Raw genomic sequence first — 19,537 nt, forward strand, 5'->3', positions numbered from 1 at the left:
AAGAAGGAGACGTCTCCTTCTTTTTGGTTCAATTCGTTATAAAAAACTATTCATTTAATGCATGTAGCTTGTGTGCTGTTTCTTTCGTTGCTGCATATACGTCTTTATAAATCTCATACACTTTTTCATATTTCTTCACATTTTCAGGGATTGGCTGAAACTCTTCTTTATAATGAACAAATTTTTCTACACATTCACTCATTGTTGGGAACCAACCTAATCCAACAGCGGCGATCATGGCAGCTCCTAAGCCTGGTCCTTGTTCAACTGTCAAATTAACGACTGGTGCATTAAAAATATCTGCTTGTATTTGGAGCCAAGCGGTGTTTTTCGCTCCTCCGCCTACAGAGACAATGCGTGTAAACTGCTTATTTGCATTTTCCTCCATAAGAATCTTACTATCATTCAAAGAAAAAGTGATTCCTTCTATGACAGCGCGGGCAAAATTATCTAAAGTATGTCTTGCGTCCATACCAATAAAGCTGCCTTTTATTTGGCTATCTGTATAGGGAGTTCGCTCACCCATTATATAAGGAGTAAACAATAAACCATCTGAACCGATCGCAACATTATCCATATTAGCGAGAAGCTGGTTATAGCTTTTATCTGCAGCAAATGTATTCTTAAACCAGTTTAAGCTATATCCAGCTGATAATGTGACCCCCATGGAATAAAAGCTGTCCTTTATCGCATGATTGAAATAATGAACTTTTCCTTCATACTCTTGTTGTCCATCTTGTTCATAGGAAAGGAATACACCGGATGTTCCAATACTAGCTAATCCCATTCCATCTTCTACTATACCGGCACCGACTGCTGCACACGCATTGTCTGCTCCACCAGAAAAAACAGCGATTTCAGTTGTAAAGCCATACTTTTTAGCAAGCTCTTTTTTAATCACGCCTATTTTGTCAGAAGACTCGACAAGCTGAGGGAAAATGGATAAAGGAAGCTCAAATAATTCAGCGATGGATTCGCTCCAAACCTTTTCTTCCACATTTAACAATAAAGTTCCTGCCGCATCTGAATACTCCATTTGCTTATTGCCAGTTAAATAAAAGCCTAGATAGTCTTTTGGCAATAAAAAGTCTGTTGCATTTTCCCATATTGTTGGTTCATTCTCTTTTACCCATAATAACTTAGGCAAAGTAAATCCTTCTAACGCTTTGTTCTTTGTAATACGAATCACTTCTTGGCCCGCTTTATCCATTATTTCTTGGCATTGCTTACTTGTTCTTACGTCATTCCATAGAATCGCATTTCTTAGCGGTTCCCCATTTTCATCCAATAAAACCAAGCTATGCATCTGTCCAGAAAAGCTGATTCCCTCTGTTTCGGATGCTGCATCTGGAACTGCTGCAATGATTTCTTTTAGCACAATATTTAACGCTTCAATCCAAACGTTTGGATTCTGTTCACTATACTTTGGCTGTGGAGTCAAAAGCTCATATTCAGAGCTCTTCGTTATAAGAACATTTCCTTCTTTATCTATTAATAATCCTTTTAATGAACTAGTTCCTAAATCAATTCCTATTACATATGACATTTTAATGCGCTCCCTTCATAAGATAAGTGACAAATGACGAATAAAGGGATGCCTCATAGAGATTTAGACCTCCACAAGTATATCTAGTAGATTGTTTATGATTAGCTACTACTAATAAATATACTTGTGATGCCAACTCCTTCTACCTGAGACACCCCTTTATGGTGTTACACTTATTATTTTTTTATTGTATTATACTAAATAATCATTTAAACGAGATTTTAAGAATTCTAGATGATTTGGCTCATTCTCGATTTGATCATGTTGTAATGCATATTCTGCTAATGTTTTTAAATTTTCTTTTCCTTCCACAATGGATTTACCGATACCAGTTGTATAGCTTTTATATCTGCGTTCAATCTCTTTATCAAAGAATCCATCTTCTTTTAATTTTGCTGCTGATTTTAATCCCCGAGCAAAAGTATCCATACCAGCGATATGTGCAAGAATTAAATCTTCCATTGCGAATGAAGAACGGCGGACTTTTGCATCAAAGTTGATACCACCAGGAGCAATTCCTCCGTTTTCTAGCACTTGATACATTGCTAGAGTTGTATCATAGATATTTGTTGGGAATTCATCTGTATCCCATCCAAGCATAATATCTCCTTGGTTCGCATCTAAAGATCCAAGTGCATTGTAGCTTCTAGCTACTGCCATTTCATGTTCAAAAGTATGTCCTGCTAATGTAGCATGGTTTGCTTCTAAGTTTAGTTTAAAGTCTTTATCAAGATTATATTTTTGTAAAAATGCCATTGTAGTAGCTGCATCAAAATCATATTGGTGTTTGGAAGGCTCCATTGGCTTTGGCTCAATTAAAAATTGAACATCATGATTCAATTCTTTTGCATAATCAACTGCCATATGGAAAAGACGAGCCATATTATCTTGTTCTAATTGTAGATCTGTGTTTAGTAAAGACTCGTATCCTTCACGTCCACCCCAGAATACATAGTTTTGTCCACCAAGCTTTTTGCTGATTTCTAATCCTTTTTTCACTTGAGCAGCAGCATATGCAAACACTTCTGCATTTGAAGAAGAAGCTGCACCATGTACAAAGCGAGGATTTGTAAACATATTGGCTGTATTCCAAAGTAATTTAATGCCTGTTTGATCCATTTTTTCTTTAATTAAGTCTGTGATTACATCTAAGTTTTCTAAGAATTCCTGAAGTGTTTCTCCTTCTGGAGCAATATCCACATCATGGAAGCAGAAGAATTCAAAGCCCATCTTTTCCATTAATTCAAACCCAGCTTCTACTCTATTTTTTGCTGTTTCCATTGGTGTTTCGCCAAACCAAGTACGAACATTTGTAGCTGCTCCAAATGGATCTGATCCATCTTGTGTTAATGTATGCCACCACGCTAGGCTGAAACGCAAATGTTCTTTCATTGTTTTTCCTAACACCACTTCTTCTGGGTTGTAGTGACGATAAGCGAAGATATTTTCTGTTTTTGGTCCTTCATATTGTACTTTTTTAATCATTGGAAAAAATTCCATGTTATTCCCTCCTAATTGTTATAAATAATATTTTTTCATCTTCCTTTAAATAACTATTAATTTACAATTCTATTAATCCATCTTTAATTTGTTAGTTCGATATACTAACTGATTTAATCATAAATCCAACTTCATTTTTTGTCAAGCGCTTACAAGTGCTTTTTTCTTATTTTTATTTATAAATTTGATAGAAGTATTTTAATTAGTATGGTAACCTAACAATATGAACATAGTTATTAACGGATTAATTAAGTTGGAGGAAAATAATGGTCACAGACAAATATGTAATTAGAGAGCAAAATGCTTCCCTTGTTATGGAGCAAATTGTTCAACATGCTCCCATTTCTCGAGCAAGTCTCTCATCCAATATTGGATTAAATAAAGCAACCGTTTCTGATATAACGAAGAAATTGCTCGAGGATAAACTTATAGAAGAGATTGGTATTGGAGAAAGCAGTCATTCCGGCGGAAGAAAACCGATTCTTTTGCAATTAAATAATAAAGCAGGTCTTTCCATTGCGATTGAGCTCGGTTATGATTTTATTTCTACCATGGTTACTTATCTAGACGGAGAAGTTGTTTATTACAATAAAGAAAGAAGTACTTTTATTACAAAAGAAAATGTCCTTGCTCATGTTTCTAATATAATCGAAAAATATGAGAAAATAAGCAATCTTACAACCTACGGCATTATTGGAATCGGAATTGCCATCCATGGTATTGTAAATGAGAATAATATCTCCTTTACTCCCTATTATGATTTAGACGAATTAGCACTTTATGAAGAATTAACTAAGCTATATCAGTATCCTATCCATATTGAAAATGAAGCAAATTTAACAGCAATTGGAGAGTCCACCTTTTCAACTGAATTTAATAACTTAATCAGTTTAAGTGTTCACAGTGGTATTGGTGCTGGAATCATTATTGATGGTCAATTGTTTACAGGATTAGATGGAAGAGCTGGTGAAGTAGGTCATTCTGTACTTTATCCAAATGGCAAAGATTGTCCATGTGGAAATAAAGGTTGCTTAGAGCAATATTGTTCGGATAAAGTTCTTCTAGAGCAGTTCAGAGAAAGTAAACAATTATCAGATGTTACGCCTGATTTATTAGCCGAGCTTTACTATGCCAACGACCCATTAGTACAAGAAATTATTCAACAGCATTGCTATAATTTGTCTAAGGGAATAAATAATATTATGACCTTTTTTGCTCCAAAGGTTATATTTATGAATAGCTCTGTCGTTCGAAGAATTCCTGAAATCCTTTCATTAATCAGCGATAATCTGCATAGTTCCTTTAATCAAAACATTGTCATTGAAAATTCCCGTCTTGGTTCGAAAGCATCTTTATTCGGCGCTACCGCTCTGAATATTCGTAATTTCTTAAATATCTCCCATCTGAAAATTATCAATACAGATTAACACTATATTTCTGTGTACACTATACGGAATGATACAATCCTGTTTCTAAAAAAGATGGGATTGGCATCATTCTTTTTTATTTTCAACCTACTTCTATCATTTTTGAAACTTTTTCCGCGTCTATCTCGTTACTATCATTATATATTTAAAACGTGATACAATCGTTTTAATAATGATAATCACAATATTTTCTAGAAATTGAATGAGTATGCTATACTTGCTATACAAAATATGAAAAAGGTGAAAAATTTTGACAAAAAAGAAGTTTCATTATTGGTTACTACAGATTCTTATCATTGCTGCGATTATTTATCTCTGCACAAAAATTACGTTTTTGTTTAAACCAGTCGCAGTACTATTCTCCACCCTTTTTGTGCCAATTATCATTACTGGATTCTTGTACTTTTTACTTAATCCAATCGTTAAATTTTTGCAAAAGAATAAAATTCCTAAGACGCTCGCAATTATTATTCTTTATCTTGCAGTGATTGGAATTATTATTTTAGCAATTGGCAGTGTTGTGCCGATGATTAGCAAGCAGGTTAGTGAATTATTTAGCAATATTCCTAAATATGCTGATGATTCGGTTCGTTATTTCCAATACTTAAATGATACGAAACAGTACAAATGGATCATGAACCAAGAATATGTAAAAATAGAAGACATTACTGAAAACTTAAAAGCCTATGCTCAAACAATTCCAAGCAATATAACAAACGGAATTGGTACAGTCATTAGTACGATGACAAATATTACCATCACCATTGTTACGGTTCCATTTTTACTATTCTATTGCTTTAAAGATGGAAGTAAATTCCCAGAGGCTTTATCGAAATTCTTTCCTGCTTCCTATCGAAAAGAGGGATTGAGAATTATTAAAGATACAAGTGAAACAATCGCTGCCTATATTCAAGGACAAGTAATTGTGGCACTGTTTGTAGGAACCTTATCTTTAATTGGCTATTTGATAATCGGCCTTGATTATGCACTTGTAATGGCTTTGGTTGTGGCAGTTACTAACATTATTCCATACGTTGGTCCTTTAATTGGTGGTGCGCCAGCTGTTATTATCGCCCTTTTCACCTCACCAACGCAGGCGTTACTTGTTATTATCGTTATTACAATCGCTCAGCAAATTGAGGGTAATATTTTGTCACCATTAATCCTTGGAAAAAGATTAGATACTCACCCAGCAACGATTATTATTCTGTTATTAGTGGCCGGAAATTTAGCTGGCATTTTAGGAATGATTCTCGCTGTACCAACATACGCAGCAATCAAAACGATTGTAATCAATATTAATCGCCTGCTTAAAGCACGAAAAGCAGCGATACTAAACACACAGATTCCACCAATAGAGTAAGTAAATCATCAAAATTAAAGAGAAAAAGGGAATTTGATTAAAAAATCAAATTCCCTTTTTCTCTTATTACTTATGCAAATGTTAATGCATCAACTGTTTCACGATCTAATCTCTTAATAACTTCAACAATTAGCTTAACCGCATTTTCATAATCATCACGGTGAAGCATTGCTGCGTGTGAATGAATATAACGTGTTGCAATTGTAATAGATAAAGTTGGAACACCCTTATGTGTCAAATGAATAGAACCTGAGTCTGTTCCGCCACCTGGTACACTGTCAAATTGATAAGGTATGTTTAACTCATCTGCTGTGTCTGTAACAAGATCACGTAAGCCTTTATGTGAAACCATAGACGCATCATATAAAATGATTTGTGGACCATTCCCCATCTTACTTAACGCTTCTTTTTCCGTTACTCCTGGTGTATCACCAGCAATTCCCACATCTACGCCAAAACCAATATCCGGTTCGATGAAGTTTGCAGCTGTTTTCGCACCACGAAGACCAACTTCTTCCTGAACCGTACCAACTCCATATACAATGTTAGGATGTTCAGTATCCTTTAAATTTTTTAATACATCAATTGCTATAGCACAACCAATTCGATTATCCCATGCTTTAGCAAGCAACATTTTCTCATTATTCATAACCGTGAATTCAAAATATGGAACAACCATATCTCCAGGCTTTACTCCCCATTCCATCGCTTCCTCTTTAGAAGATGCACCGATATCGATAAAGATATCTTTAAGGTCAATAGGTTTCTTTCTTGCTTCTGCACTTAATACATGTGGTGGTTTTGATCCAGTAATTCCTGTAATTTCTCCTTTACTTGTAACAATTGTTACTCGTTGAGCAAGCATTACTTGTGACCACCAGCCGCCTACTGTTTGGAAATATAGAAATCCTTTATCGTCTATACGAGTGATCATAAAGCCAACTTCATCAAGATGACCTGCAACCATAATTTTCGGGCCATTTTCTTGACCAACTTTCTTAGCAATTAAGCTTCCTAAATTATCGGTTGTCACTTCATCTGCATATTCTGTTATGTACTTTTTCATTACTTCTCTAGGTTCTCTTTCATTTCCTGGAATACCTTTTGCATCTGTAAGGTCTTTAAGCATCGTTAATGTTTCATCTAATTTCGCCATTATTTCGACTCCCTTAATATAATTTATTCTTCATTATTATACTAGAAAATAAATATAGTACAAAGCATTAGTTATTAATAAAATGAATCTTTAATTAAAAACTTGTTTACTTCAATTTAATATAAGATAACAATGAATCCTTGCTTATATTATGTAACAATTCTTTGTTTCTATTTATTTTATTGCTTTTTCTTTTTTAAAAATATTTTTTCTCAAAATATGAAACCTTTTTAGTTCTCAATCGTAATCTATTAGTTAATCCTGAAAAATTAAGTTACTGGAGGCTCTTTTATGAAATGGCTTTTGTTAATTGTTCTGCTCGCTTTTCTCATTTACGGTTTGTTTCGAATCCTATCTTTCTTAACGAATCCACAGCGACGATTAAAGTTCGCGCAAAAGCGTGGAACATTTTATTTGTTTGATAAAAAGGACAATATAAGAATGAACCTTTTACTAACATATAAAGGACATTTGTTCGAAGGGGAAAAATACGCAGCTGCAAAAGAGGTTGACCATATCTTACTATTCCCTACTAATCCTTATAATACAAAGATGTCAAAACAAGACAAAGCCTATATAGAACAGTCCCTATTGTCTATATACCCAAAGGCTAAAATCGATTGGACACGATTTAATGAGGTAGATAAAAACACATAGAGTCTTGCATGAAAGCAAGACTCTACAATTTTCCTACTCCTTTTGCTGTAAAGCTCTTTTTACTCATGGGCTTCTTTAAAAAATTCCCTCCATTTTATAACTGTTATCTTTTCCCTTAAAATATAGACGAGGATTGCCAATGCAAACATTATTATAACAACCATCGTTAACGAAAATTGGCTGATAAACTGACCAAAAATAGTATAAAAGAAAGCCAGTGGTATATTACTTAGAAATGCTCCTTTTCCATATTCTTTTATACTTTTTCTTTTCTCTAATAAGCAAAAATTTAATAAATGATAATGAAAAACTGGAATTAACCGCAAGACGGTAATCTGCCCAAGCGTCAAATTACGATATTCTCCAAACCATCTTTTTTTTAGAGTAGATAGTTTCCGATGTGTTTTTGGCAAGCGATGAATAATGGAATAGAAAATAAGACAATTAATCGTTAAACCGATAATAGAATAGATGGTTCCAAGCGTTACTCCAAACAATACTCCTCCAGCAATACAGACCAGTATTGGAGGAATAAATAAAAATTGCCGTAGCGTATGAAATAAAATAAATATAATCGGCGCTAATATCCCACCAACTTCTACCATAACAAATAGGATTGATAACTGCTCTTCCATCTTATCACCTTCTGCTCTAAAGAATCATGCTGTTATTAAAGTGTATAGAAAAAGACAAGAGAATATGCCTAAACATTTAGTCCATATAGTACAATCCCTATTTCTATTACAGATAAGAGAGGTAAACCATACTTGAATGAAGCATGTTTTGTTTTATGACGATAGCTTTTCATACCAATGTATAAACCAAAAGCACCAAATAGAATGGCGGTAGTCCAAAGTGTTCGCTCGTTTATTCGGTATTGGTGCTTTATCGCTCTTTTTTTATCAATCATCATTAATAGGTAACCAAGTAAATTGATGAAAATTAAATAGATTAATAATAATGGTAGCACATATTCCCCTCCCTCATGCAATTAAAAATGTATAAAAAAAGAAGGTATCAAATACCTTCTTTTTTTAAAACTTATTTTAAGTTTTGTTTAGCAACTGTTGCTAATTCAGCAAATGCTTTTTCATCACTTACAGCAAGTTCAGCCAGCATTTTGCGGTTTACTTCGATACCAGCTAACTTCAATCCGTGCATTAAACGGCTATAAGAAAGACCGTTAATACGAGCAGCTGCGTTGATACGAGTAATCCATAATTTACGGAAATCACGTTTCTTTTGACGACGATCTCTGTAAGCATACATTAATGATTTCATTACTTGTTGGTTTGCAACCTTGTATAATGTATGTTTTGAACCATAATAACCTTTAGCTAATTTAAGAACTTTTTTACGACGTTTGCGTGTAACTGTACCGCCTTTAACACGTGGCATATTATTTCCCTCCTATATTGAAAAAATTACTTAATGTTGTCTAATAAATGACGAATGCGTTTGAAATCGCCTTTGGATACTAATCCAGCTTTGCGAAGTTTACGTTTTTGCTTAGTAGATTTGTTAGCAAATAAGTGACTAGTATAAGCTTTTGAGCGTTTTAATTTACCAGAGCCTGTCTTTTTGAAACGTTTAGCAGCTCCGCGGTGAGTTTTCATTTTTGGCATTTGGTATTCCTCCTCTTACTTGTCGTTTTTAGGCGCTAAAGTCATGAACATGCTTCGACCGTCCATTTTTGGATGTGATTCCACAGTGGCAACTTCTGCACAAGCTTCTGCAAAACGAACAAGTACGCGTTGACCGATTTCCTTATGTGTAATAGCACGTCCCTTAAAACGGATGGATGCTTTTACTTTATCGCCTTTTTCTAGGAACTTAATAGCATTACGAAGCTTTGTATTAAAGTCATGCTCATCTATAGTTGGACTAAGGCGAACCTCTTTAATATTAATGATTTTTTGATTTTTACGTGCTTCTTTTTCTTTCTTTTGCTGTTCAAACTTGTATTTACCGTAGTCCATGATACGAGCTACTGGTGGTTTTGCGTTTGGAGCAACAAGAACGACATCAAGATTTACACGTGTTGCAATTTCAAGAGCTTCAAATTTCGTTTTAATCCCAAGCTGTTCTCCATTTTGGTCAATAAGACGAACTTCTCTAGCACGAATGCCTTCATTTAAAATCATATCTTTGCTAATAGTTAAACACCTCCAAGGTTAATGACGAATACAACGTTCGGGTCAAGAATAATCTATTCTAGGTCACCTTCTCTAGTTTAGATACTAATTGACACTTGACTCCCAAGTTGACATCGTAGGCTTTGTAATCTTTATCATCCAAATAAAAAAGTGTGGATGAACAATTCACCCACACTTACGATAACATAGTAAGACCTAAAATGTTTTACGTAATACCTGTTAACTACTTGGAATCTGTGTCAATCAGGTGAGAAGCGGGTGCTTCTTCTTTTCCTCAAACTCGTATTCAATTTACCTTAGTAACTATATCACAATGATATCTGTAAGTCAACGAAAGAAATATCACAACGAGAAAAATTTTATCAAAATAATTGATTCAATGCAATACTTTTTATGCATAATTTCTGAAAAGCTGGGAATACAGAACGGAACTCGGACTTCCCAATCTTAAAAACAACAAGATTTCGATTGTTTTTTGGCTTTTTAAGAAGCCCGTTGATTTCCGTTTCCAATCAACTCAAGAATCCTTATCCTCAATCTATGATAAACAAAATCCTAAGAGAAAATCCTTCTAAAAATGAATGTCTAACTTAATTTGATAATTTAACTTCTTGTGTTAATTTCTCTAAAAAGTCAACATAAGCGACTGTTTCTGATTTTTGTTCGCCGTATTTGCGGACGTTTACTGCCTTGTCTTCTACTTCTTTATCTCCCACTACTAGCATGTAAGGAATTTTTTTCATTTGTGCTTCGCGGATTTTATAGCCAATTTTTTCGTCACGTTCGTCAAGCTCTACACGGAAGCCATGTCTTTGTAAGTTTTCTTGTACTTCTTTTGCATAGTCGAAGTGTACAGAAGGTGATACTGGGATCACTTGTACTTGTACTGGTGATAACCAAGTCGGGAAGGCTCCTTTATATTCCTCGATAAGGAATGCGATAAAGCGTTCCATTGTTGAAACTACTCCTCTATGAATAACAACTGGACGATGCTGTTTTCCATCTTCTCCAACATATGTTAAATCAAAGCGTTCTGGTAATAAGAAGTCCAATTGAACAGTAGATAGTGTTTCATCTTTTCCTAAAGCTGTTTTCACTTGTACATCTAGTTTCGGACCGTAGAACGCTGCTTCTCCTTCTGCTTCAAAGTAATCAAGACCAAGATCATCCATTGCCTCTTTTAGCATACTTTGTGCTTTATTCCACATTGCGTCGTCATTAAAATACTTCTCTGTATCCGCTGGATCACGATAAGATAAACGAAAAGAGTAATCTGTAATGTTAAAATCATTATAAACTTCTAATACTAAGTTTACGACACGTTTGAATTCATCTTTGATTTGGTCTGGTCTTACAAAGATATGTGCATCATTTAATGTCATTCCACGAACGCGCTGTAATCCTGATAATGCTCCTGACATTTCATAACGATGCATTGTTCCAAGCTCGGCAATACGAATTGGCAATTCGCGGTAGCTGTGAATGTCATTTTTATATACAACCATATGATGAGGACAATTCATTGGACGAAGTACTAACTGTTCATTATCCATTTCCATGACAGGGAACATATCTTCTTGATAGTGATCCCAGTGTCCAGAGGTTTTGTATAGATCCACACTACCCATGATTGGAGTATAAACATGGTTATAGCCTAATCTTTCTTCCTTATCTACAATATAGCGTTCCAAAATCCGTCTAATTGTTGCACCCTTTGGAAGCCATAACGGTAACCCTTGTCCTACTTTTTGAGAAGTCATAAACAAATCTAATTCTTTTCCGATTTTGCGATGGTCTCTTTCCTTTGCCTCTTCTAAAAAGCGTAAATGCTCCTCTAGCTCACTTTTCTTAAAGAATGCTGTACCATAAATACGTTGAAGCATTTTATTATCGCTGTTTCCTCTCCAGTACGCACCAGCAATGTTTAGTAATTTAAACTCTTTTAGTTTTCCAGTAGAAGGAACGTGCACCCCACGACAAAGATCAACGAATTCACCTTGTTGGTATAATGTTACTGTTTCATCTTCAGGGATTGCATCGATTAATTCTAGTTTATATTCATCATCCATTTCTTTAAAAAGCTCAATCGCTTCAGCGCGACTCACTTCTTTACGGACAATCTCAAGATTTTCGTTAATAATTTTCTTCATTTCTTTTTCAATAGCTGGTAAATCTTCTGGTGTTAATGATTGCTCTAAATCAATATCATAGTAAAACCCATTTTCGATAACTGGTCCTACTCCAAGCTTTACATTTCCATAAATTCGTTTAATTGCTTGTGCCATTAAATGAGCAGAGCTATGACGCAAGATTTCTAATGCATCAGGGCTATCAGCTGTAACAATTTCAAAAGATGCATCCTCTAAGATTGGTCTTTTCAGATCAAATAATGAACCATTGATTTTCCCTGCTAGTGCTTTTTTTCTTAAACCAGGGCTAATAGAACCAGCAATATCCTCTGTTGTTGTCCCTTCCGGAAACTCCTTTACTGCTCCGTCTGGAAATGTAATTTTAATTAATTCTGACATGAAACTTCCTCCTTTATTTTTCGCCATTAAGCTTTGCATGCAAGATAAGAACCGATTAAACGCAAAAAAACCCGTCCCTATACGAAGGGACGAGTTTTAAATTTGTAAACACGTGGTTCCACCCTAATTCCCAAACAATTTATTTGCCTGGCTTTAGTTTAAACAGATAACGGCTGCTGAGACCGCCAGTCATTACTTAACTCTCCTGTTCGTGACTGAAGTTTAAAGGTGGTAAGTAATCTTATCGTGTTAGGAAGTTCCCAGCATCCTTCCCTCTCTTTGAACCGTACAAGAAAACTATTGTCCTTATCATTACATGTATAAGTTATAGTTAATTTATGTACGTTATTATATGCTTTTCTAAACATAAAATCAAGGGGATTAATGGGAATCTTATTTCATTTCTGTCTGAGTGTTTACCCTTAGGAAAAAATGTTCCTTTTCTAGCAGCTGAACTCGTTCTTCAAAAATATTTATTATTGTTCGCACGATAGGCAATTCCCTATCTTCTGTATATAAATAAATTATTTTCGGAGCAAGCGCAAGCAATGGTCCTAAGGAATATGGGTCGATATAATAGCTAGAAGAAGCTAAATTTCTTTGTTCATACAGCATCATTAATTCCTGTTGGGGAATTTCTCGATATTCTGTGTCAAAAAACTGTATTTCTAAGTCAATTAATACATGGATATGATTCACTTTTGAAGCCTTTTTAGCAAGGGAATTTCGTAATGTATGAATAAAAACTTGATATTCTTGTTCCATTTTGTACTCATCAATCGATAGTTCTATGTATTTTATTAGCTTTTCAAAAAAAGCCTTTAATCGAAAGGTTACAAAGGAATCAAATGAAAATTCACTATGCATTTCAACCATAAAATTATTCATACTTTCTAAAAGACAGGTTTTTATATTTATAGCTTTTATTAAAGATGTAATGCCTTCACGCTCTTCTTCTATTAGGCTGTGAAGAATTTCTAATATACTCTGCTGTTCTAGTTCATCCATATAGAAATAACGTTTTTGTAATATTTCTTTTGCCCAATCATCTGTTTTTATATGCAAGATAAAAGCAGTTAAGCACTTTTGTACTGCTGTGTTGCTTCCATCTGTTTTAACGACTATAAATTTATTTCCGTCGCCCATTCTCTCAAACGACTCAGCAAATTTTGCCTGTTTATTCATCATACGCAAGAATTTCTTTGCATCATTTTTATCATGAAATTGAATTTCAATCAACCGTATCCCCCCTTTATAAAGAAGTCCTCGATTCCATATATATGGGGGAGAAGGAGAAAATAGACTATAAAATATGGAAAGTCATTGGCGTATGTTATTAATAAAAATATGCAGACATTTAGCAATTGCTTTTTTTAAATAAAAAAATAGACAGACCTTTTTTTAGTCTGTCTATCACCACCTGATTTGCCTTTCTCTTTAGCCACCCACATTATAAAAAGAATACGATGGCACTTACTATAATTGCATACAAAATAATGTATCCAATATACAACATTTGAAAAGAGACAGCTCGTTTTTCGCAAAGATTTCTTACGTATGCAAGCAGCCTTCTGTCCTTTGTAATATACGTATAAGTTAATCCGAATACTAATAGCGCTAAGATTATTTTATAGATTCCTGGGCTATAAAAGGATAGGAAAAAAGGGATCAACAATAGCAAAATAGTAATAGATACAAACAAAAGAAATTGATTATATCGCTTTATTAGTAATTTTTCTGCATTCGAAATTTCCGTCAACTTACACTTCTCCTTACTATAAATAAAACTCTAGAGCGAAATATTACACCCGCTTATTTTTACCTTTTACATGAATAGGTGTAGATAAATAACGAATTCTCTCCATCACTCTCATCGCTTTCATCTTTTCCTCTTCTCCTCTTTGAGAATAGGTTAGATGATGCTCTAACCCACTAAAATCAAAATTAGATGTAAATAAAGTAGGTAGATTCTCCAGCATTCTAAACTGCAAAATCGGTCCTAGAACCTCATCTCGAATCCAGCTAGACATCGTTTCTGCACCGATATCATCTAGCATCAAAATAGGCTCCCTTTTTATTCTTTCGATTTTTTCATTTAATGTACTATCGGCAATCGAGCTTTTCATTTCTCTAAATAATTCAGGAACGTACACAATCATGGAGGAAATTTGTTTTTGAGAAAGTTTATTAGCAATTGCTCCTAAAATATACGATTTTCCTACACCGAACTCTCCATAAAAGTAAATTCCTTTATGTCTTTCACCAGGTTTATAATCCTCTACAAATCGAATAGCAGCTTCCACTGCTTCCATTCTCTCTCCATCAAGATCAATTGTATTAAAGGAAGCCTCAAGAATATCCTTTGGCACATATAAACTTTTAATCAGCTTTTCTTTTTTCTTTTGATTATCTTCAGTCAGCTTACGTGGACAGCGATCATATTGAATCTCAATATTTCCTCTGATAATTACAAGGCTAGGATGGTAACCTTGCATCATATTTACACAGCCTTGAAGACTAGGGCACTTATGGCACGCCTTACTTTGATTGGCATATTCATAAAGCTTCATCATTCCAACATCAACCGCATTGGAAGTAAGCTCATCCTCATGCTCTCTTAGAAAGGCTCTTACATCTGGATGTGCAAGTACTTCCTGTTTCATTGCACGGTATCGCTCCTGAAAATTATTGCCTGCACCAAATTTCTTTAATGTATCGTTAATTCTCTCCACCGTTTGCTTCACCACCTGATTTTATAATTTTTTTATCCGTTCTTCCAGCTCTCGCTTCTTCTGTTCCAAATCTTTATCGCTTGCTTCCTTAGCTGGAGTCTTCCTTTCTGTTTTTGTCGTTTCTTCTTTACGCTGGTCCTGTTGCCCAAACCATTCTGGAATTTTTTCTGTCCGAATTGCTTTTCGACTTGACTTTGATTGTGGATTTTTTTTACCTTGCGCCCATTCCATATATTGCTTATGTTCCTTTTTCGCTAAATCCATTGCATCCTTAACCGTGCGAATATTCTTTCTGACCCATTGGCCAGCAATTTTTTCTATATAGCCCTTTGTCAATTTCATATCTGTTTTTAGCATAACATATTGTATAAGTACATTTATTACACCAGGCATTAGTTTTTGAGAAAACATAAGTTCTTCTATAATTTGCAAGTCTGTCTTAGAAGGTTCTACACCTCCTGAAACATCTTTCAATACTTCTCGCGGGGCCACATGACCTAAATAATAAATTAATTCTTCCTCTTTCGATTTTGGCTCATCGGTCGATGAATATTCCTTTTTCGGTTGCTTTCGATCAACTAACATTGGCAGCAAATCATTATGCTGAAATTGATACCAATCACGAGCTGCTATTCTCAATTCTTCTACATCAATCTCATCTTGATGATTAGTAGCACTAATAACAATATTCTTCATCTGGATTGGATCAATCCCATATATAAATGCGAGATTCTGTATCGCTTCCTTAACTTTTTTTGTAAAGGCATTCTTCGATACCAATGAATCGTGAATACCGGCATACATTAGCTCAAAGTCAAAATCCCCCTTAGAAATTTGAATGCCAGTTTGTTCTTCCTTATCGATATACATTTGATCAAAAGCTTCCTCTTCATCTAATTCATGGATTGCCCGCACAGCGCTGCCATGATCAGACATAAATACATCTTGAAAAGCTTTCGTTACTGGCTGATAACCAGGATCAGACATTTTTTCATCGGAAAAGAATTTCTTCAATCTGCCATACTGTGCTTTTCCAATTTTTCTATATAAATAAACATTTAACATACCATCTAGAAAATACTGGGCTGGTGATAGAGGAGGCTGTAATTCATAAATAAATGATCGATTTCCATCCTCTTTCTTAAGATATGTTTTTAACAGACCAATTCCTTCTAGCTTTAGTCTTGCTTCATATATGTCATTTAAACCACAACTCATGAAATTCATTAAGCTATGATGTGTATTTGTCATGGACCACAGGCGATTTTCTTCTACTTCTGCCCATAAAGTCATATATAAAGCTAAACACTTTGTCCCAATTAACGGTTGATACAAGAAGGTGATTGTCTTTCGATCGTAATCACTTAACAATCCATTTACAGCTACTCGATATCTGTCGACCGGAAGTAGGTCTTGCCAATGCTGAGACATATTGTTTCTTCCTTTCTATACTAATTCTATTTCCCTCAAAGGAAATGAAAGGCAAAAAAGAGCTAAAGAAATCTTTAGCTCCCTTAGTTATCATTTCCATGTAGTCAGTTAGTCTTTTTTTATTAATTCCTTTAGTTCATCAATAAACACATTTATATCTTTAAACTGGCGATAAACTGATGCAAAACGTACATATGCCACTTCATCAATTTTCGCCAAGCGGTCCATCACCATTTCGCCAATGGTTTCACTCTTTATTTCAGAGGCAACATTACTTCGAAGTTCTTTCTCTACTTCTGCCGTAATTTCCTCTAATTGCTTTAAAGCAACCGGTCTCTTTTCACACGCTCTAATTAGACCACGCAATATTTTATCCTTGCTAAATTCTTCACGTGTCCCCTCTTTCTTCACTACAATCAAAGGAATCTCTTCTACTTTTTCAAAAGTTGTAAATCGATTGCCGCAAGCTTCACACTCTCTTCTTCTGCGAATCGACTTATATTCATCAACTGGTCGTGAATCAAGAACGCGGGTGTTATTATGTTGACAGGTAGGACATCTCATTTCATATCAGCTCCGAATTCATTGTTCCATGTATCTACTTATCTTCATATTATATAAAATCAAAGGCTTGTACAAGTAATTATCGCAAATTCTCTTCCTTAACCTATTTTCATATAGGGAAAACTTTCCACTTTTCCAAAATGCCCTTCGCCTGCTGTAATGAATCTTCTAAAGATCCATTATTATTTATTACTTCGTCCGCAAGAGACTTCTTCTCTTGCAAAGGCATTTGGGCATTTATTCTATTTACCGCCTGCTCATAGCTTAAATCATTTCTTTTCATTAATCGAGCAATTTGAATATCTTGATCTACATATACTAAAATTGTTCGATCGACAGTTTGATTTAATTTATTTTCAAATAGTAAGGGGATATCTAAAATCACGATCTTATCTCCTGCATCAACTGCTAGTCTTTGCTTCTCATCCATTCTTCTTCTTACATCAGGATGAACGATACTATTAAGCACAGTGCGTTCCTGTTCATTCGAAAAAATGATTTCTCCAAGCTTTTGGCGATTTATGGTACCATCTAGATGTAATATCTCCTTGCCAAAATGAGCAACAATTTTCTCATACGCTGGTTCTCCTATTTCAACAGCTAATCTCGACTCTACATCAGCGTCAATAATTGAGATATTTAGTGATTGATAATAGGAGGATATTGTCGATTTACCACTCGCAATTCCTCCAGTTAAACCTACAGTTAACGTCATGTCAATACCTACCTTATTAAATTTAGTATGTAACAAATCAAAAAAAAAACACTTTTTGTTGTTTAGGTGGAATTCCAAAGGCGACTTGCCAAGGAAGGGTCACCGCCTTAGAAAAAAAAACAACCTAATTCCGCTATTTATTAAGACTGTTTTCTAAATTATTTTTAATAGGAAAATTTATATTTAAGCAGCCTAGTGCATTCACAATTTAAAAAGTCCAATAATGATTAAGATAAGCCCAGGAATAAAGGAGAATTTATCCATATAACTTTTCTCTGACAGAAATTTACCTAGATATATCCCTAAGGAAACAAAGGATGTACTCATAAATATGACAGCAAATGTTAAAAAAAGCGGAGGAAATCCAAGCATAGAAGCACCAATTCCTGCTCCAAATGCATCTAAAGACAGAGCAAAGCCTAACATAACTGCCTCTAGTCCTGTAATCGTTCCTGATTTATCAAAATCAGCTGATAAAGGTTTCTTTAAAATATTTATGACAATCCCTAAAGACTTTATTTCAACATTAACAATATTCTTCTCTTCCGTTAATATTTCCTTTTCCTTGCTTGGCTTAAAATATTGGTAAAGAATCCATCCACCTAATATTATTAAAATAATGCCACCTATACTCTCTGCAAACGACGGGGAGAATATCCTTGAAATAACATGACCTACCAACATTGCTGTTAGAAGTGTCAGACCAGAACAACAGGCGATAATAAGGATAGAATTTAAGGGCATTTTCATTTTTCGTAGTCCATAAGTAAAACCAACACTAAAGCTATCGATGCTGACAGCAATTGCTAATAATAAAAGAGAAAACACCTGGGCCATAAAGATAAGCTCCTTCCAAATCAATAGTAATATACTATATGGAAAGAGCCCATCCAATGTTAATTCAGGTTTATTGTTTTATTTTTTTTGACAATTAGGACAAAAAACAGTCCCTCTACCGCCGACTATAATTCTTTCTAATGTATGGCCACATGCTTTGCATTCCTGTCCTTTTCGACCATAGACATATAGTTCAAGCTGAAACATGCCAATTTGTCCCTGTGTATTTACATAAGAACGAATCGTACTGCCGCCTTTTTCAACCGCTTCTGATAACGTTGCAATAATCTCTTTATACAATTTCTCTACTTCTTCTGTCTTTAGCGAATTAGCAAGACGCTCTGGATGAATGCCACTTCGGAATAGAGCTTCATCTACATATATATTCCCTAATCCGACTACGATTTTTTGATCCAATAATGCTGTTTTTATGCTTCGACTGGTTTTCAATAATCGCTCAGTAAAATTCGCAATCGTAAAATCTGCGTCAAATGGTTCAGGACCTAATTGAGAAAGGGGCATGGCGTTTAATTCTTCCCCTTTTTTAAATAAATGCATCGTTCCGAATTTCCGAACATCCTTATATCTTAATTCTGATCCATCTTCAAAAAAGAAAATAACATGGGTATGTTTATCAACTGAATCGCCAGCTTGAAATACACCATATCTGCCTTCCATTCGCAAATGCGATACGATCGTAAAATCATTTGTTTCAATTAATATGAATTTGCCTCGTCTTTTTACATCCAGTATCGTTTGACCAACTAATGCATCGGAAAATTCTTCTGCATTTTCTGGTTTTTTAATCATTTTTGCCCATGAAACAACCACTTCTTTTATCACTTTATTTTGCGTTAACTGTTTCAACGTTTTACGTACCGTTTCAACTTCTGGTAATTCTGGCACCTATATACCTCATTTCCGT

Annotated in this window: 20 protein-coding genes and 2 other annotated features; of the genes, 3 read left to right on the forward strand and 17 right to left on the reverse strand. The window is 34.7% G+C overall.

Features of this window, described 5'->3' with window-relative positions; translation table 11 throughout:
• Nucleotides 1–46: 46 nt before the first annotated feature.
• Both xylB and xylA read right to left on the reverse strand, forming a co-directional pair.
• Nucleotides 47–1,546, reverse strand: coding sequence for a xylulokinase (xylB, locus tag RTL21_RS12565; protein WP_312096231.1), 1,500 nt, complete (start codon nucleotides 1,544–1,546; stop codon nucleotides 47–49).
• Between the two features lie 192 nt (nucleotides 1,547–1,738).
• Nucleotides 1,739–3,046: a xylose isomerase gene (gene xylA, locus RTL21_RS12570; protein ID WP_312096232.1), complete on the reverse strand. Its 1,308-nt coding sequence runs from the start codon at nucleotides 3,044–3,046 to the stop codon at nucleotides 1,739–1,741.
• A gap of 266 nt (nucleotides 3,047–3,312) precedes the next feature.
• Between xylA and RTL21_RS12575 the strand changes: the two genes are divergently transcribed.
• Together RTL21_RS12575 and RTL21_RS12580 are read left to right on the forward strand one after the other, a co-directional pair.
• Entirely contained in the window at nucleotides 3,313–4,473 is a 1,161-nt protein-coding gene (locus RTL21_RS12575) for an ROK family protein (protein ID WP_312096233.1), read from the forward strand.
• Nucleotides 4,474–4,723: 250 nt separating this feature from the next.
• A complete protein-coding gene (locus RTL21_RS12580) occupies nucleotides 4,724–5,836 on the forward strand; it encodes an AI-2E family transporter (RefSeq protein ID WP_312096234.1) in 1,113 nt (370 codons plus the stop codon).
• Nucleotides 5,837–5,906: 70 nt separating this feature from the next.
• Here RTL21_RS12580 and RTL21_RS12585 read toward each other — a convergent pair whose 3' ends face one another.
• Nucleotides 5,907–6,992, reverse strand: coding sequence for a M42 family metallopeptidase (locus RTL21_RS12585; RefSeq protein WP_312096235.1), 1,086 nt, complete (start codon nucleotides 6,990–6,992; stop codon nucleotides 5,907–5,909).
• Nucleotides 6,993–7,283: 291 nt separating this feature from the next.
• On the opposite strand from RTL21_RS12585, the gene RTL21_RS12590 reads away from it, so the two are divergent.
• On the forward strand, nucleotides 7,284–7,649 hold the full coding sequence (locus RTL21_RS12590) for a sigma-w pathway protein ysdB (protein WP_312096236.1): 366 nt from the start codon (nucleotides 7,284–7,286) through the stop codon (nucleotides 7,647–7,649).
• Between the two features lie 59 nt (nucleotides 7,650–7,708).
• On the opposite strand, the gene RTL21_RS12595 is transcribed toward RTL21_RS12590, so the two are convergent.
• From RTL21_RS12595 to mutM, 14 genes are all read right to left on the reverse strand, one after another.
• Entirely contained in the window at nucleotides 7,709–8,284 is a 576-nt protein-coding gene (locus RTL21_RS12595) for a TVP38/TMEM64 family protein (protein ID WP_312096237.1), read from the reverse strand.
• Nucleotides 8,285–8,352: 68 nt separating this feature from the next.
• Nucleotides 8,353–8,619, reverse strand: a complete 267-nt coding sequence (locus RTL21_RS12600) for a DUF1294 domain-containing protein (RefSeq protein WP_312096238.1) — start codon at nucleotides 8,617–8,619, stop codon at nucleotides 8,353–8,355.
• A 71-nt stretch (nucleotides 8,620–8,690) separates the two neighbouring features.
• Nucleotides 8,691–9,047, reverse strand: a complete 357-nt coding sequence (gene rplT, locus RTL21_RS12605) for a 50S ribosomal protein L20 (protein ID WP_031534824.1) — start codon at nucleotides 9,045–9,047, stop codon at nucleotides 8,691–8,693.
• A gap of 26 nt (nucleotides 9,048–9,073) precedes the next feature.
• Nucleotides 9,074–9,274 (reverse strand): 50S ribosomal protein L35, encoded by a 201-nt coding sequence (rpmI, locus tag RTL21_RS12610; RefSeq protein WP_016201803.1) that lies wholly within the window; start codon nucleotides 9,272–9,274, stop codon nucleotides 9,074–9,076.
• A gap of 15 nt (nucleotides 9,275–9,289) precedes the next feature.
• On the reverse strand, nucleotides 9,290–9,793 hold the full coding sequence (infC, locus tag RTL21_RS12615) for a translation initiation factor IF-3 (protein WP_016201804.1): 504 nt from the start codon (nucleotides 9,791–9,793) through the stop codon (nucleotides 9,290–9,292).
• Nucleotides 9,794–9,943: 150 nt separating this feature from the next.
• Nucleotides 9,944–10,081: a sequence feature (ribosomal protein L20 leader region), on the reverse strand.
• Nucleotides 10,082–10,395: 314 nt separating this feature from the next.
• The gene (gene thrS, locus RTL21_RS12620; RefSeq protein WP_312096239.1) at nucleotides 10,396–12,333 is read right to left on the reverse strand and encodes a threonine--tRNA ligase; all 1,938 of its coding nucleotides are present in this window, start codon (nucleotides 12,331–12,333) and stop codon (nucleotides 10,396–10,398) included.
• Between the two features lie 82 nt (nucleotides 12,334–12,415).
• Nucleotides 12,416–12,655: a binding site (T-box leader), on the reverse strand.
• Between the two features lie 71 nt (nucleotides 12,656–12,726).
• Complete coding sequence (gene ytxC, locus RTL21_RS12625; protein WP_312096240.1) at nucleotides 12,727–13,572, reverse strand: sporulation protein YtxC; 846 nt, start codon at nucleotides 13,570–13,572, stop codon at nucleotides 12,727–12,729.
• 211 nt (nucleotides 13,573–13,783) lie between these two features.
• Nucleotides 13,784–14,092, reverse strand: coding sequence for a hypothetical protein (locus tag RTL21_RS12630; protein ID WP_312096241.1), 309 nt, complete (start codon nucleotides 14,090–14,092; stop codon nucleotides 13,784–13,786).
• Between the two features lie 43 nt (nucleotides 14,093–14,135).
• Nucleotides 14,136–15,065: a primosomal protein DnaI gene (gene dnaI, locus RTL21_RS12635; RefSeq protein WP_312096251.1), complete on the reverse strand. Its 930-nt coding sequence runs from the start codon at nucleotides 15,063–15,065 to the stop codon at nucleotides 14,136–14,138.
• A gap of 21 nt (nucleotides 15,066–15,086) precedes the next feature.
• Complete coding sequence (locus RTL21_RS12640; RefSeq protein ID WP_312096242.1) at nucleotides 15,087–16,496, reverse strand: replication initiation and membrane attachment family protein; 1,410 nt, start codon at nucleotides 16,494–16,496, stop codon at nucleotides 15,087–15,089.
• A 108-nt stretch (nucleotides 16,497–16,604) separates the two neighbouring features.
• The gene (gene nrdR / locus RTL21_RS12645; protein WP_312096243.1) at nucleotides 16,605–17,060 is read right to left on the reverse strand and encodes a transcriptional regulator NrdR; all 456 of its coding nucleotides are present in this window, start codon (nucleotides 17,058–17,060) and stop codon (nucleotides 16,605–16,607) included.
• Between the two features lie 109 nt (nucleotides 17,061–17,169).
• On the reverse strand, nucleotides 17,170–17,775 hold the full coding sequence (gene coaE, locus RTL21_RS12650; protein WP_312096244.1) for a dephospho-CoA kinase: 606 nt from the start codon (nucleotides 17,773–17,775) through the stop codon (nucleotides 17,170–17,172).
• A 201-nt stretch (nucleotides 17,776–17,976) separates the two neighbouring features.
• On the reverse strand, nucleotides 17,977–18,612 hold the full coding sequence (gene ytaF, locus RTL21_RS12655; protein WP_312096245.1) for a sporulation membrane protein YtaF: 636 nt from the start codon (nucleotides 18,610–18,612) through the stop codon (nucleotides 17,977–17,979).
• Nucleotides 18,613–18,690: 78 nt separating this feature from the next.
• Nucleotides 18,691–19,518 (reverse strand): DNA-formamidopyrimidine glycosylase, encoded by an 828-nt coding sequence (gene mutM / locus RTL21_RS12660; RefSeq protein WP_312096246.1) that lies wholly within the window; start codon nucleotides 19,516–19,518, stop codon nucleotides 18,691–18,693.
• Between the last annotated feature and the right edge of the window lie 19 nt (nucleotides 19,519–19,537).

The organism is Niallia sp. (assembly GCF_031978665.1).
GTDB lineage: Bacteria > Bacillota > Bacilli > Bacillales > Cytobacillaceae > Niallia.